The sequence below is a fragment of the Corynebacterium halotolerans genome, assembly GCF_050107895.1.
GTDB lineage: Bacteria > Actinomycetota > Actinomycetes > Mycobacteriales > Mycobacteriaceae > Corynebacterium > Corynebacterium halotolerans_B.
The window spans coordinates 60,252-74,727 of record NZ_JBNILW010000005.1; the positions used below are offsets into that span (position 1 = coordinate 60,252).

Below are 14,476 nucleotides of genomic sequence, written 5' to 3' on the forward strand. Positions count from 1 at the left end.
GAGATCGTGGATTTCTCCGTTGATTCTACGCACTTGCTGGGGCAACTCAATGCCGGGGGACCGGCAGGTACCCTTTCGGGCTACTTTCGGAACCTCGACGTCCGGAGGCAGAACGTCCCCTCCTGCCGCACCCTGGACCAGCGGTAGCGCAAGGCATACGTAAGTTGCGGCCAAAAACCGACCGGAATCCGCAGATTTCGACGGTAACTTACGTATGAGTTGCAGATCCGCCCGCTCCCCGCGAACACCGCCACAGTTCTCCGGACAACGCGAACGCCGGCCCCACCCCTTCGATGATCAGGGGTGGACCCGGCGTGGGTCCGGAAAACTACCGGCCGGTGCCGGCGTAGACGACGGCCTCTTCCTCGCCGCCCAGCTGGAACTTCTCGTGCAGCACGCGGGTGGCCTCATCGAGGCCGGCCTCGCGGATGACCGCGGTGATGCGGATCTCCGAGGTGGTGAACATCTCGATGTTGATGCCGGCGTCGCGCAGTGCCTCACTGAATTCAGCGGTCACGCCGGGGTGGGACTTCATCCCGGCGCCGACCAGGGAGACCTTGCCGATCTGGTCGTCGTAGAGGACGTTGTTCCAGCCCTGCTTCTGCTGCAGTCCCTTGAGCAGCTCAACGGCGCGGGGACCGTCGGAACGCGGGCAGGTGAAGGTGATGTCGGTGGTGTTGTCCTTCAGGGAGGAGACGTTCTGGAGCACCATGTCGATGTTGATCTCGGCGTCGGCCAGCGCCCGGAAGACCTTGGCGGCCTCCCCCGGCTCATCGGTGATGCCGAGGACGGCGATCTTGGCCTCGGACTTGTCGGTGGCTACACCGGTCAGGACTGCTTCTTCCACGGGAATATCCTCCATTGAACCGGACACGAGGGTGCCGGGGTCGTTGCTATAAGACGATCGGACGCGCAGGGGCACGTTGAATGCGCGCGCGTACTCAACGCTGCGCAGCACCAGGATCTTCGATCCCACGGCTGCGAGCTCGAGCATCTCCTCGAAGCAGAGCTTCTCCAGCTTCTTGGCGTTGGGCACGATGCGCGGATCGGCGGTGTACACGCCGTCGACATCGGAGTAGATCTCACAGACGTCGGCGTTCAGCGCCGCAGCGAGAGCCACCGCGGTGGTGTCGGAACCGCCGCGTCCGAGCGTGGTGACGTCTCGGGTGTCCTTGTTCACGCCCTGGAACCCGGCGACGATGCAGACCTTGCCCTCATCCAGGGCCTCCTGCACCCGCCCCGGGGTGACGTCGATGATGCGGGCGTTGCCGTGCCGCTCGGTGGTCAGCACCCCGGCCTGGGAACCGGTGAAGGACTGTGCCTGCGCTCCCAGGGACTCGATCGCCATGGCCACCAGCGCATTGGAGATGCGCTCACCGGCGGTGAGCAACATGTCCATCTCACGTGCCGGCGGAACCGGGTTCACGGCTGCCGCGAGCTCCAGCAGCTCATCGGTGGTGTCCCCCATTGCGGAGCAGACGACCACCACATCATTGCCCTGTTTCTTGGTGGCGACGATCCGTTCCGCTACATTACGGATCCGTTCCGCGCTCTCCAGCGAGGAACCGCCATACTTCTGTACGACCAGTGCCACCGGCGGGCCGCCTTTCGTGTCGGTTATCTTTACCGAAACCATATTATCGTCCCAACCCTGCGGCTGGGGCGCGGGTGTGAAGACCCGGCAAACGGGGGTACCTGCACTAGAATCCCCACAGTGCCTTCGAACTTCATTGCCGTGCTTTTCGCACTCTCCTCCGCGTTGACCATTGCGTGGGGGACGGTCGTGCGACACCGCATCGCAGGTTCCGCACCCGATGACGGGACCATCAAAGGCTCTCCCCTGTGGGCCGCGATTTCCCGCCCCCTGTGGTGGGCAGGCACCGGCACCGCCTTGATCGGCTACGGCCTGCAAGTCATCGCCTTGGGCTTCGGTACCCTGCTCGTGGTTCAGCCGATTCTGGTGCTGTCGCTGATGTTCACCCTGCCGCTGGCCGCCTGGTACGACAAACGCCACATCAACCCGCGGGAGATGGCGTGGGCCGCGATCCTGACTGTGGCCGTGGGGGTCCTGGTCATCCTCGGCCGGCCCGCCGCCGGTGACCCGCAACCGCCCCTCGGTCGCTGGCTGCCGGCCTTGATCATCGGTGCAGTGCTGATGATTCTCATCGACCGGGTAGCGCAGTACCGCCCCCGCAACCAGAAGGCCCTGCTGCTGGGCATCGTCACCGGCGCCCTCTTCGGCTATGTGGCGGTGATCTCGAAGTCCGTGGTGGACATCTTCATTCAGGACGGGATCCCCGGCCTGATCTTCAACTGGGAACTCTGGGGGCTGATCCTCGGCGCCACACTCGGCACCATCGTCCAGCAGTACTCCTTCAACGCCGGTGCGCTGCGAACCTCACTGCCCGCCATGACCATCACCGAACCCCTCGTCGCCTTCACCCTCGGCTACCTGGTGCTCGGGGAGAAGTTCACCGTGGACACCACTCTCGGCTGGCTCAGCATGGGGCTGGCACTGATCGCGATGATCATCTCCACCGTCATCCTCTCCCGGCGCAGCGTCTGACACCCCCGCTTATCGACGCCGCGGTGGCCCCGCTCCGCCGGTACCGCACGGTGAGCACGGTCCCTGCCGAGTAGCCAACCGGCTAACCCGCCCCTGCACCCTCCCCGCCCTCGACACGCACCCCATTTCATGTTGTAGGCTGTGCCACATGACGCAGCGAGCTCTCCTTCTTCTTCGCCGCGGCGGGTCCCAGTAGGTCGAAAAACACGGCCGGCACCCCGTCGCGGAGTTTGGTGTCGCCGGTCGTGGACCCGCAGCAGCGCTACAGTCGTTTTGTAGCCGCAACTTCACGAAGGATGATTAACCGCTATGTCTCCCAACGATTCTTTTATCTCCGCTCCCTCTGAGATCCGCACTCCGTCCGGCCCGCGCCGCGAGGGGCAGCCCGCCTGGAACAAGCAGCGTAACTCCGCCATGCCGGTGGACCGCTACCTGCCGTTCGCCGAAGAGGTCGAGGACATCACCCTGCCGGACCGCACCTGGCCCGACAAGAAGATCACCGTTGCCCCGCAGTGGTGCGCGGTGGACCTGCGTGACGGCAACCAGGCCCTGATCGACCCGATGTCGCCGGAGCGCAAGCGCCGCATGTTCGAGCTGCTGGTGAACATGGGCTACAAGGAGATCGAGGTCGGCTTCCCGTCGGCCTCCCAGACGGACTTCGACTTCGTCCGGGAGATCATCGAGAAGAACATGATCCCCGAGGACGTCACCATCCAGGTACTGGTGCAGGCCCGTGAGCACCTGATCCGCCGGACCTTCGAGGCCTGTGAAGGCGCCCCGAACGTCATCGTCCACTTCTACAACTCCACCTCTGAACTGCAGCGTCGCGTCGTCTTCCGCAAGGACAAGCCGGCGATCAAGAAGCTGGCCACCGACGCCGCCGAGTTGATCAAGACCGTCGCCGAGGACTACCCGCACACCAACTGGCGCTGGCAGTACTCCCCGGAATCCTTCACCGGCACCGAGCTGGACTTCGCTCTGGAGGTCTGTGACGCCGTGGTCGACATCATGGAGGCCACGCCCGAGAACCCGATGATCATCAACCTGCCGTCCACGGTGGAGATGATCACCCCCAACGTCTACGCGGACTCCATCGAGTGGATGCACCGCAACTTCAAAAAGCGCGACGCCATCATCCTGTCGCTGCACCCCCACAATGACCGCGGCGAAGGTGTGGCCGCCGCGGAGCTGGGTTACCTGGCCGGAGCGGACCGCATCGAGGGCTGCCTGTTCGGCAACGGCGAGCGCACCGGCAACGTGGACCTGGTGACCCTGGGACTGAACATGCTGACCCAGGGAGTGGACCCGCAGATCGACTTCTCCGACATCAACAAGATCCGGCAGACCGTCGAGTACTGCAACCAGCTGCGGGTCCCCGAGCGCCACCCCTACGGCGGCGAGCTGGTGTTCACCGCCTTCTCCGGCTCCCACCAGGATGCCGTCAACAAGGGACTGGACGCCATGGCCGCCCAGGTCAAGCCCGGCGCGAACAACACCGAGGTCACCTGGGATGAGCTGCAGGGCACCACGTGGGAGGTACCCTACCTGCCGATCGACCCGAAGGACGTCGGCCGTGATTACGAAGCCGTGATCCGCGTGAACTCCCAGTCCGGCAAGGGCGGCGTCACCTACATCATGAAGACCGATCACGGCCTGAACCTGCCACGGCAGATGCAGGTGGAGTTCTCCGGCGTCGTCCAGGCCGTCACGGATTCGGAGGGCGGCGAGGTCAACTCCAAGAACATGTGGGACATCTTCGCCACCGAGTACCTGGACCGCTCCGAGACCATCGAGCTGATCTCGGTGAAGGTGGACAACGCGGAAACCGAGGAGGATGTCTCCAAGGTCACCGCCCACGTCACCGTCCGCGGGGAAGAGATCACCGTCACCGGTGAGGGCAATGGTCCGGTCGCCGGCTTCGCCAATGCCCTGGAGAAGGTCGACATCGACGTCGAGGTGCAGGACTACTCCCAGCACTCCCGGAGCTCCGGTGATGATGCCGAGGCAGCGGCCTATGTCTTCGCCGAGGTCAACGGCTCCGCCTCCTGGGGCGTGGGCATCGCCGGCTCCATCACCTACGCCTCACTGAAGGCCGTGACCTCCGCGATCAACCGTTCCCTGGCGCTGGAACCCTCCCGACTGGGCGGCGGCGTCTAAACCGGAGACTCCTCACCCGGAGAATGGCACAGCCGGTCCCGTTCCACCATGGAACGGGACCGGCTGTGCGGTTTGTCGTCCTGCGCTGCGGTCCGGTCTACTGCCCGGCGGTCAGGGACGCCACGGACTGGTCATAGAGGTCCCGGAGGGAACGTACCGCCGGATCATGCCAGCGCTTCTCCACCATGCTGATCGGCAGCAGGGTCACTTCTCCCTCCGGGTCCCACAGCACGATCTCAATGGTGTCGGACTTCCGCAGGCCAGCCCAGTCCAGGTCGTGGTCCATCGCCAGTTGCTGGCCGAAGGCCACGGCGTAGAGGTGGATGATCTTCCCCGGCTCCGGACGGGAGTGCTGGGGCTGGCTGGACCACTCCTCCCGGGCCTCCTCGAAGGCGTCGGAAAGGGTGTCGATGCTGTCGAGGTAACCCTTGGCCTCCGCGGTGGCCATGAGGTTCTCCAACCAGGCGTCCTCCGCGGAGCTCAGGGCGACCACCTGTGGGCGGGCGCCGTTACCGGTTTCTGGTGCGTTCGTGGTCTCCATGCTGTGCACGGTAGTGCCGCCACTCACAGATTGCGAGGTTCTCGGCGCCCACCACGCCCGTGTGGGGTGGCGGCGCCGGACACCACGGCGTCGTGAAGCGGGCTGCACCCCTGCGCAGACACGGCACGGCCGGGGAGTGTCTGCGGGAATGCCGCGGCGAACTAGACTCGGAACAATGAACCAGCAAGTCAGCTCCGCAGCCCACGGTGATGCCGCCGAATCCCCGCAGGCCGCCGAGCGGGAGGCCCAACGCGACGCCGAACGGCAGGAGCGCGCCCGGCGGCGGCAGGCGGCCGTGGCGGCGTTTCCCTATGTTGCGGTCCACCTGCTGACCTCCGGAATTCATCCGGCGACGTCGCGGGTGATCGCGGTCGATGCGGTGACGTTCAACGACGCCGGTGAGATCGGCGAGGACTTCCATGCGGTGCTCAACCCCGGGGAGAATCCGGGACCGTTCCACCTGCACGGCCTGCAGCCCGGGGAGATCGCCGCGGGCAAGACCTTTTCCCAGGTACTCAAGCCGCTCGGCCGGTTGCTCGACGACCGCACCCTAGTGGTCCACGACGCGTCCCAGACCTGGGGGTTCCTCGTCGCCGAGGCCCGGCGTGCGATGAATGCCGCCGCGCGGGCCAACCGTTCGAAGCGGCGGGGCCGGTCCCGGCGGCGTCGTCACCGGGTGGGGCATGTGCCGCGCCCCGCCGCGGTCGTGGACACCCTGGCCACCGCGCGGCGCCAGGGGGTGCAGCTGGCGGACACCCGCCCGGCCGGTCTGGCGGCGGCGCTGCACCTGGAGGCGCCGTCACCGGTGGCGTCGGTGGAGCGGGCCTGCCGCGAGGAAGCTGAGGTCACGCGGGAGATCACCGAACTGATCGTGGATATTCACCTGCTCCAGCGGGAGCGTGGGGAGGTGGCCAGCCGCTCACCGCAACAGCTGCGGGCCGACCAGTTCGGGCTGCAGCGCACGACGGTGCGGGTCGACGCCGTGGAGGCCCCCCGGCCCCTCGACAATCCCGGCCCGTACGTGCCGGGACATCCTCTGCGCAAGGGCATGGAGGTGGTGGTCGCCCCCGAGATCGAGATGGATCCGGACGAGATCATCGCCGCGTGTCTGCGGGAGGAGTTGGCCTACTCCGAGAAGCTGACCCGGCAGACGTCGGTGGTGGTGTGCAACCAGACCCGGGAGTTGACGGGCAAGGCGATGCACGCTCAGCGCAAGGGTATCCCCCTGCTCTCCGACACCGAGTTCATGGCCGCCGTGCGTCAGGTCAGCGGCGGAGGCCGGCGCGAGAGCTGACCCGCCATGGACCTCGACGGCTACCGTGTGCCGCTGCCCCGCCGGTTCTGGCGGACCCCGGCGCCGCCGCCCGGGGAGCTGAGCGTGCATGCCGTGCCCGTGGCAGCGGCGCTGCCCCTGTTGGACGGCGGGGTGCGGCACCTGGGCGAGGCCGAGCTGCGTCAGGCCACCCGCCCCGCCGCGCCGGCGACCCAGCAGCTGCGGCTGGCGTCCCACCTGCTGCTGCGGCGGCTGCTGGCCGAACGGCTCCGGGTGGCGGACTCGGCGCTGGTGTTCACCCGCGCTGCCGGTCGCCTGCACCTGCGGACCGCCGGGGAGATTGTCCCGGTGCCGCAATTTTCCCTGTCCCGCAGTTCCGGGCTGATCGCGGTGGCGATCAGCCCGGAAGGGGTGGGGGTGGACGTGGAGGACCTGCAGACCCCCGCGGAGGCGCGGTTATTACTGGCCACCTTGCACGAGTCCGACCAGCGGCGGCTGTCGCGGCTGCCCGGCCCCCTGCAGGCCCGGGCCGTGACTGCCGCTTGGACCCGCAAGGAGGCCGGACTCAAGGCGTTGGGGACAGGGTTGAACCGCGATCCCGCCCGGGACCGTACCGGAAGCCGACGCCGTCCGCTGGGGCCGCCGGGGGTTCAGGTGGCTCAGCTGACGCTCCCCCGGCCCCGGCGGGTTGAGCTCGCCGTCGCCTGGCGGGGCTGAGCACCCGTGGGGACTTAGTCCCGCCGTTCCGGGACACCCGGGGCGGCGGAGCCGTCGTTTCGCCGGTGGCGGCCCTCCGCCAGGCTGGGCGGATCGCCGATTCGGCTGGCTCGGGCCTGTCTCGGGACGGTGCCCGGGGCCGGCTGCGGAATGAGGCGGGTGGGGATGTCACTGGCCTTGGCCACGAGCAGTTCCAGTGGGCCCTGCCGGTTCATCAGGGACCAGCCGTAGGCGAAGGCGGTGCCAGCCACGAGCTGCACGATAAACCACAGCCATGCCGCACCCTCGAAGAAGCCCAGGGACAGGAAGGCCAGGTGCCCCACGTACAGGGTCAGCGTCATGCTGCCGAGCCGGGCCAGCGGGGTGAGGACACTGCGGATGACCCGGCAGAGCAGCAGAGTGGCGCCGAGCACTGCCAGGGCCAGGCCCATGGTGTGCACCAGTGAGAACGGGGTGTTGGTGTGCGGGGAGGCGACCGTCAGCCAGGCCAGGGAGGTGGTGGGCAGATCGCTGTCCTCGGCGCCGCGGTAGATGGCGCTGAGCACATCCCACATGGTGACGTCGACGTGGGAGTAGAGCATCCGTTCCCACCCGCCGAGGTACCAGATGGACAGGTAGGAGGCCCCCTGCCCGAGCAGGGCAAGCAGGATCCCGTAGCCGAGCAGGTTGAGCTGCACCGCGATGCGGCCGAGTGCCAGACGTCCCACGAGCAGACCGACCAGGACATAGACGAACCAGGTGGCCGTGGGATAGTTGCCGGTGAACAGCAGGGTCTCCACTACCGCCAACGGCTGTGCTGTCAGGTCACTCAGCTGAATGACCTCCAGGGGGGAGAACAGCTCGGCGCCCCGGACGAAGTAAGCCACCAGTGGAGCGAGGACCGTCACGCCCACCGCCCACATCGCCAGCGTCCGTTTGCGCACCCCGAGGAAGGGCACCGCCATCAGGAAGAGCAGACCGTAGTAGGGCAGGATGTTGTAGACCGGTGGGTCGATGATCTGGTTGACGGCCAGACCGATGCCGAAGACCATCGCGGCCCGGACGATGAGTTTGCCGCGCTGCCCCGGGATCCGCCGCCCCGGCACCTGCGCATGACCACCGGAGATCAGGGCCAGGCCGACGCCTGCGAGGACCGCGAACAGGGCCGCCGCATTACCCGCGGCCAACCACCACACCAGGGTGGATTCCTCGGTGTCCTGGTTCCAGCTGGGCAGGGTGTGCACGGCGACCATGCCCAGCAGGGCCAGGCCACGGGCGACGTCCAGGCCCACCATCCGCTTGCCCTCGAGCTGTCGGCTGGCGCCGAACTCCCGGGAACTGTCCCGGGTGGGGTCCAGCAGCACGGGTTCACCGTCCAGTTCCTTGCCGGTCCAGGCCCGGCGCTGGGCACTGGGGCCGGGCTCGGGGCGGGAACCGGTGGGCACGTCACCCTCGGGTACGCCGCCGTAGGGCTCCAGTTCGGTACCGGAGTTGTTCAGATGCTGTGTCATTGTTTCTCTCCCAGGGTCAGGCCCGTTGCTGCCGCAGGCTTCACGGGTTCCGCCAGGTCAGTCTCGGTGTCGAGGAGCAGGGCCAGGGACCCGGCATCCTCCATACGGGGTACGGCTGCCCGGTGCTGACCAGTTACCGGGGAGGCCGCGGTATCACTGGTGGCGCCGGAGATGGCGGCCACGTGCCGGACCGGGTTGCCCTGCCAGAGGCTGTCGCCGGGCAGCTGCTCCTGGCGCTGGATCAGGGAGCCGGGTCCGATGGTGGAGCGTTCGCCGACCCGGCCGCCGGGCAGGACGAAACTGTTCGGGCCGAGCGTGGAACCGGTGTCCATGGTCACCGACTCCATCGTCATCACGCGGTCGTGGAAGAGGTGGGTCTGGAGCACGGTGCCCCGGTTGACCGACACCCGGTCCTCGATCCGGACGAGGTCGTACTCGGGTAGCCACCAGGTCTCGCACCAGACGCTGGTGCCGATCTTCGCGCCCATCATCCGGGACCAGAGGTTGAAGAGCGGGGAGCCCAGGCTCATCCGCACCACGCCCGGGATGGCGAGGCTCTCCACGAACACATCCACCAGTTCCCCGCGCCAGACGAAGCTGGAGAACAGCGGTTTCTGCTGCTCGCGGAAGTTGCCGACGAGCATCCACTTGACCAGCACCGGGATCAGGGCGGCCAGGGTGCCCGCCACCACCAGCACCGGCCAGGAGGCCAGGGTGACCACGAGCAGTGCCTGCAGCCGTGGGGCGCCAGCGAACAGCTGCTGCATGTAGATGCCGGCGAGCACGTAGACCACGACGAGGTCGAGCCAGTTGTTGATCATCGCCGGCAGGATGCGGCCGGACTCGACCACCACGCGCGTGATCTTCAGGTGCAGCGGAGGCTGGTAGGTGCGGGCGGTGTCCCCGGCGATCTCCTGCCGCGGAATCAGGGTCGGGGTCCGGCCCAGCCAGGAGGTACCGGCCCTGGGGCGGTGCGGGACCGAGGAGAGCACCGCGACCAAGGAGTTGTCGGCGACATCGCGGTCCGGTCCGACGATGCCGGAATTGCCCACGAAGCTGCCTTCACCGATGACGGTGGTACCGATGTGCAGCCAGGAACCGCGCATGCGGGTGGAGCTGGCCAGGGCGTGGTCCGCGAGGAAACTACGGTTGCGGATCCAGGTCAGGTGCGGGATGGTCTCGACGGTGGAGATCTCCACGTCCCTGCCCACCCGGGCCCCCAGCAGACGGAGCCAGGTCGGCGTGAAGCTGGAGGCGTAGATCGGGTAGGTCGAGATCAGGGTGCGTTGCATCAGGATGTGGGTCAACCACACGGCGAAGCCGGTGAAACTGTCCCGCGGATAGTACCCGGGCACGATGAACAGGGCGGTGATGCGAACCACGACCACGACCCCGGCCAGCCAGGTCAACACCATCAGAATGGTGAACACCGGCACCCAGACGGCCAGCACCGGGAAGACATGCTCATAGAACTCCAGATCCCTGACCTGCGGGAAGACGATCATGAATCCCGGCAGCAGGGCCAGGGCCTGCAGCAGGCGCAGCACCAGCAGGCCGCCGGTGTAGGTCAGCCAGGACCGGACCGCCCCCATGGAGCGGTAGCAGGACTGGCCGGTGGTGCGGCGCAGCTGCTCCGGATTGCCCTCTGGCCAGGATTCCCCGGCCGTGCCGTAGGAGACCAGCGGTGACCCGCCCCAGAGCTCGGCGGCGGGAACGTCACGGTCCACATGGGAACCGGGCAGGACCTCCGCCCCACGGCCGATGGACACTCCCGGGGAGACCAGGGTCCGGACCCCGACCCGCGCGCCGTCGGCGATGTCGATGCGGCCGACGATGAAGGTGTCGCCGTCGAGCCAGTAACCTTCCAGGTCCACCTCGTGTTCCACGGTGACGTCTGCCCCGATGGTGACCAGGCCGGTCACGGGTGGGTTGTGGCCGAGGTGGGAGTCCCGTCCCACCCGGTTACCGAGCAGCCGGTGCATGGCCGGGGCCATGGGAGTGCCGTTGAGGTTCTCCAGCTGCATGAAGGTCAGCAGACGCTGGGCGGCCCAGACCCGCAGGTGCGTCCACCCACCCCGCAGGTAGCGGCCCGGTTGCAGGCCGACCGTCAACGCCCGGACGCCGGCTGCGGTGAGCAGCACCTTGCCCGGCAGCGAGTAGAACACGATCCAGGAGATCAGGACCGGGACCGCCGGCAGCGAGGGAACCCAGCCGGCGTCGAAGAAGGTGCCCAGCAGCCAGATCGCCACCAGCGCGCCGACCACATAACGCAGGGCGTTGAACAGGTAGAGGGCGCCGACGAAGGAGGCCTGGAACACCCCGGCCGCCCGCGGGATCGGGCGCGGCAGCGGGCGTTCCTCGTGGGTGGTGCCCAGGTCAGCCAGGTAATCCGACATCTGCTGCAGGGTGGGGTGGGCGTAGAGCTGTCCGATCTCCGCGGCCGGGCAGTTCTCCCGGATCCGGGCTGCCAGCCGAGCGATTGCGACCGAGCCGCCGCCCAGCTTGAAGAAGTCGCTGTCCGTGGCCATGGGCACCGGCCCCAGCTGCTCCTCCCAGAGTTCCGCCAGGGACCGCAGCTCCGCGGGAAGTTCGGCGGCGTCATCCGCGTTGTTCGGCAGGGGCCAGGGCAGCGCCTTGCGATCCACCTTGCCGGAGGTCTTCATCGGTAACTCGGGAAGCACCCCCAGGACCGGCACGATGCCACCGGGCATCTTCCGGGCCAGCAGCACCCGTGCGGTGTCCAGGTCGATGGCGTCCGGGTCCTCACCGGACAGGTAACCGACCAGGACGTCGTTGCCACCGGCGGTCTTGTGGACTGCGGCGGCGCCGGCGCTCACCCCGGGCAGCTCACAGAGATACCCGTCCACTTCACCGAGCTCGAGACGGCGACCACCGATCTTGATCTGGTCGTCGACGCGCCCGGCGAAGATCAGGCCCGCCTGCTCCGCCTGGACCAGGTCACCGGTGCGGTAGGCACGGTCCCATCCCAGAGCCGGCAGCGGGGCGTACTTCTCAGCGTCCTTCTCCAGATCCAGGTAGCGGCCCAGCCCGACGCCGCCGATGATGAGCTCACCGGTTTCGCCCCACGCGACGGGAACCCCGTCAGTGTCGACGACCGTCAGCGCCCAGCCGGAGATGGGACGGCCGATGCGCACCGGCGGTTCCACGCTCATCAGCTCCGCGGAACCGATCACCGTGGCCTCAGTCGGGCCGTAGGTGTTCCAGACCTCGCGGCCCGGCGCGGCGAGCTTCTGCACCAGCCCGATCGGGCAGGCCTCCCCGCCGAAGATCAGCAGGCGGATGTTCTGCAGATACGCCGGGTCCCACATCGCGGCCAGGGTCGGCACGGTGGATACGGCGGTGATGCGGTTGTCGACGATCCACTGCCCCAGGGCGTCACCGGAGCGCACGACGTCGCGCGGTGCCGTCACCAGGGTGGCGCCGTTGCGCCAGGCCAGCCACATTTCCTCACAGGAAGCGTCGAAGGCGACGGACAACCCACCCATCACCCGGTCATCCGGCCCCAGCGGGGCGTCAACCAGGTAGGTCAGGTACTCGGCGTCGACCAGGGCAGCTGCCGAGCGGTGACTAATGGCCACGCCCTTGGGCTTCCCGGTGGTCCCGGAGGTGAAGATGATCCAGGCATCGTTGTCGAGGGTCGCCTCACCGGTGTCTGGGTTGGCGGTCTCCCGGCGCAGCTCCAGCATGAGGTCCTCGCCGTAGACGGCCGCGACCTCGGCCTCCTCCCACACGGTTGCCGCGCGGGAGTCCAGGTCATCCCAGTCGACCGGCACATAGGCGGCCCCGGCGAACATGGTGGCCAGGATCGCCACATAGAGGTCTGTTGTGCCGGAAGGTACCCGGATTCCGATGCGGTCGCCGCGGCCGATTCCGCTGTCGTGGAGCCGCTCGACCTCCCGGGCGATCAGGGTCTCCAGATCGCGGTAGGTGATCGAGGCGTCGAACCCTTCGATCGCGATGGCATCGGGGTGGTCCGCTGTGGTTTGGCGGACGATGTCGAGCAGGGTCCGCTCTGCGGGCGGGTCCTCGACCCCGTAAACCGCTAGGCGAGGGTGATCATGAGGGCTGGGAAGACTGAGATTATCTTCGGAGTTCACGCATTCTCCTGGAAAACAACGGATGTTATTTAAGGTGAATTAGCGGACGTATTTAGAACCTGAAAGAGGAGAGACAATTAAGGAAGCTGTTCGGAAATTATGGGCAATTTACCGATCAACGTTGACGGTCATTTTCGAACGGCACGTCAGGTGACCGCCGATCTTGACCGCTCCCCCAACCCTCAGGGAAAACTCATAGCCGCTGAACAAAACACCTTATGGCGAACAAATCACCATCACCGGAAGCATAAGCCTCAGGGAAACTTAAAACAGCCCTTAATTTGGGGGCACTAGTTTCCAAAAAGTACTATTTAATTTAAGTAGCATTAAATCAGGCCCAAACTATGGAATCACCAATTTCCTGAGCTGTACAATGTCCTTTTGCCTGGAAATCTGAAAGAACATGATCGCATCAATGGCGGAATTAGTGGTAATACGTACTACGTAGATTAATTCCCCAAAACGGGTGTAAAACCCTCCCCCCTCCCCCTGAGGAGGACGGTGCAGGTTCTGCAATGGCCCCTCGAGAACACCGGTAACTAGCTGTCGGCAGCGTCCCTGTCGAGATGCTCGGCCATGATGCCCACCTGCGGCAGGGTGAAGTGGTCATGCTCCGCGGGAAATTCGGTGCTGACCCCGGTGAAGCCGTTGTCGCGGTACCAGGCCGCCCCCTCCGTCGCCGCTTCGATGGCGTCGAATGGTTCGCGCGGGTCCGTACCGTCATCGCGGCGGCCCGTGACCCAGGACAACTGCATGGTCTCCCGCAGTTCCGCCGGCACCGTCAGCTCCAGCGCAGTGGGCGCACCGCCTCCGCCCAACAGCACCGCCCCTCCCGAGACCAGTTCGGGGGCGGTCGGAATCACGCCGTAACTGAGCATCTCGGCTCCGCCGGAATATCCCATCCACCAGATCCGCCCGGTGTCCACCTCATAGTCACGGCTGACTTCCCGGACCAGGTCCGTGAGCCAGGGCAGCGTCCTCGGCAGGTCCTCCCACCAGGTCCCGGTCACCAGGTCCGGGGAGCGCGGGACCAGGGTGATCAGATTGTGGGAGCTGGCGACCACCGCCAGGCAATTGCTCAACCCATCCGGGTGGTGGTACTCCTCGGCGCCGTCGCCGTGCAGCCGCACCAGCAGCCCCACCGGCTCAGAGAAGTCAATGCCGCGGGTGAACACGTGGTACCGGCTGCGAATGTCCCCGGCCCGGTGCCGTTCGCCCAGAATCACCCCGTCCACGCTGCCTCCCCAGTTCTCACGCCAGGGCCGGCGCGTGGTGGGGTCCTTCGCCCTGGGAGACGGCGAGTCCTCGTCAGTGACCAGCTGGATCTCCGGGGCCGCCGCGCGTGGATCATCAGCCGGAATGCCGTATGCGGTGCAGTCCGTGGTGATGCCGGGCCCGGGGCGGAAAAGCGCGACCCCGATGGTCACACTAATGATCAGGATCAAAAGGACCGCCAGGGCCACCCCGGAACTTCGTCGGGCGGACCTCTTTCCTGTTCGAAACGCCACCGGTTCTCGGCGCACGCGGCTGGTCCCTTTCGTTGAACCCGGATCGAGATGGGGCGAGACCACCGACAGTGGATGGTCGAGTTCACCGCCGAGACAAGTATATCCC

At 66.8% G+C, this 14,476-nt stretch carries 9 protein-coding genes; 4 read left to right on the forward strand and 5 right to left on the reverse strand.

Translation table 11 applies throughout. The features are described from left to right. Window positions 1-328: 328 nt before the first annotated feature. Window positions 329-1,594, reverse strand: coding sequence for an aspartate kinase (locus tag ACQCVD_RS06570; protein ID WP_426822925.1), 1,266 nt, complete (start codon window positions 1,592-1,594; stop codon window positions 329-331). 120 nt (window positions 1,595-1,714) lie between these two features. Here ACQCVD_RS06570 and ACQCVD_RS06575 point away from each other — a divergent pair, with 120 nt between their 5' ends. Both ACQCVD_RS06575 and leuA read left to right on the forward strand, forming a co-directional pair. Then, window positions 1,715-2,566 (forward strand): DMT family transporter, encoded by an 852-nt coding sequence (locus ACQCVD_RS06575; protein ID WP_426822926.1) that lies wholly within the window; start codon window positions 1,715-1,717, stop codon window positions 2,564-2,566. 309 nt (window positions 2,567-2,875) lie between these two features. Beyond that, complete coding sequence (gene leuA / locus ACQCVD_RS06580; RefSeq protein ID WP_426822927.1) at window positions 2,876-4,723, forward strand: 2-isopropylmalate synthase; 1,848 nt, start codon at window positions 2,876-2,878, stop codon at window positions 4,721-4,723. 97 nt (window positions 4,724-4,820) lie between these two features. Here leuA and ACQCVD_RS06585 read toward each other — a convergent pair whose 3' ends face one another. Beyond that, window positions 4,821-5,264, reverse strand: a complete 444-nt coding sequence (locus tag ACQCVD_RS06585) for a DUF3806 domain-containing protein (protein WP_426822928.1) — start codon at window positions 5,262-5,264, stop codon at window positions 4,821-4,823. A gap of 175 nt (window positions 5,265-5,439) precedes the next feature. Here ACQCVD_RS06585 and ACQCVD_RS06590 point away from each other — a divergent pair, with 175 nt between their 5' ends. Beyond that, window positions 5,440-6,558, forward strand: coding sequence for a DNA polymerase III subunit epsilon (locus ACQCVD_RS06590; RefSeq protein ID WP_426822929.1), 1,119 nt, complete (start codon window positions 5,440-5,442; stop codon window positions 6,556-6,558). Window positions 6,559-6,564: 6 nt separating this feature from the next. After that, window positions 6,565-7,254: a 4'-phosphopantetheinyl transferase family protein gene (locus ACQCVD_RS06595; RefSeq protein WP_426822930.1), complete on the forward strand. Its 690-nt coding sequence runs from the start codon at window positions 6,565-6,567 to the stop codon at window positions 7,252-7,254. A gap of 14 nt (window positions 7,255-7,268) precedes the next feature. Here the strand turns inward: ACQCVD_RS06595 and ACQCVD_RS06600 are convergent, their stop codons facing one another. From ACQCVD_RS06600 to ACQCVD_RS06610, 3 genes are all read right to left on the reverse strand, one after another. After that, entirely contained in the window at window positions 7,269-8,744 is a 1,476-nt protein-coding gene (locus ACQCVD_RS06600) for a heparan-alpha-glucosaminide N-acetyltransferase domain-containing protein (protein WP_426822931.1), read from the reverse strand. After that, window positions 8,741-12,862, reverse strand: coding sequence for a Pls/PosA family non-ribosomal peptide synthetase (locus tag ACQCVD_RS06605; protein ID WP_426822932.1), 4,122 nt, complete (start codon window positions 12,860-12,862; stop codon window positions 8,741-8,743). Before ACQCVD_RS06605 ends, ACQCVD_RS06600 begins: the two co-directional genes overlap by 4 nt. 539 nt (window positions 12,863-13,401) lie before the next feature. Continuing rightward, window positions 13,402-14,289 carry a hypothetical protein gene (locus ACQCVD_RS06610; RefSeq protein ID WP_426822933.1) on the reverse strand — a complete coding sequence of 296 codons (888 nt, stop codon included), beginning with the start codon at window positions 14,287-14,289 and terminating at the stop codon, window positions 13,402-13,404. Window positions 14,290-14,476 lie beyond the last annotated feature (187 nt).

What these genes read in the sequence shown, in the direction of transcription:
- leuA (WP_426822927.1), top strand. Translation starts at nt 2,876, where the DNA reads ATGTCTCCCAACGATTCTTTTATCTCCGCTCCCTCTGAGATCCGCACT.
- ACQCVD_RS06585 (WP_426822928.1), bottom strand. Translation starts at nt 5,264, where the DNA reads ATGGAGACCACGAACGCACCAGAAACCGGTAACGGCGCCCGCCCACAG.
- ACQCVD_RS06590 (WP_426822929.1), top strand. Translation starts at nt 5,440, where the DNA reads ATGAACCAGCAAGTCAGCTCCGCAGCCCACGGTGATGCCGCCGAATCC.
- ACQCVD_RS06595 (WP_426822930.1), top strand. Translation starts at nt 6,565, where the DNA reads ATGGACCTCGACGGCTACCGTGTGCCGCTGCCCCGCCGGTTCTGGCGG.
- ACQCVD_RS06600 (WP_426822931.1), bottom strand. Translation starts at nt 8,744, where the DNA reads ATGACACAGCATCTGAACAACTCCGGTACCGAACTGGAGCCCTACGGC.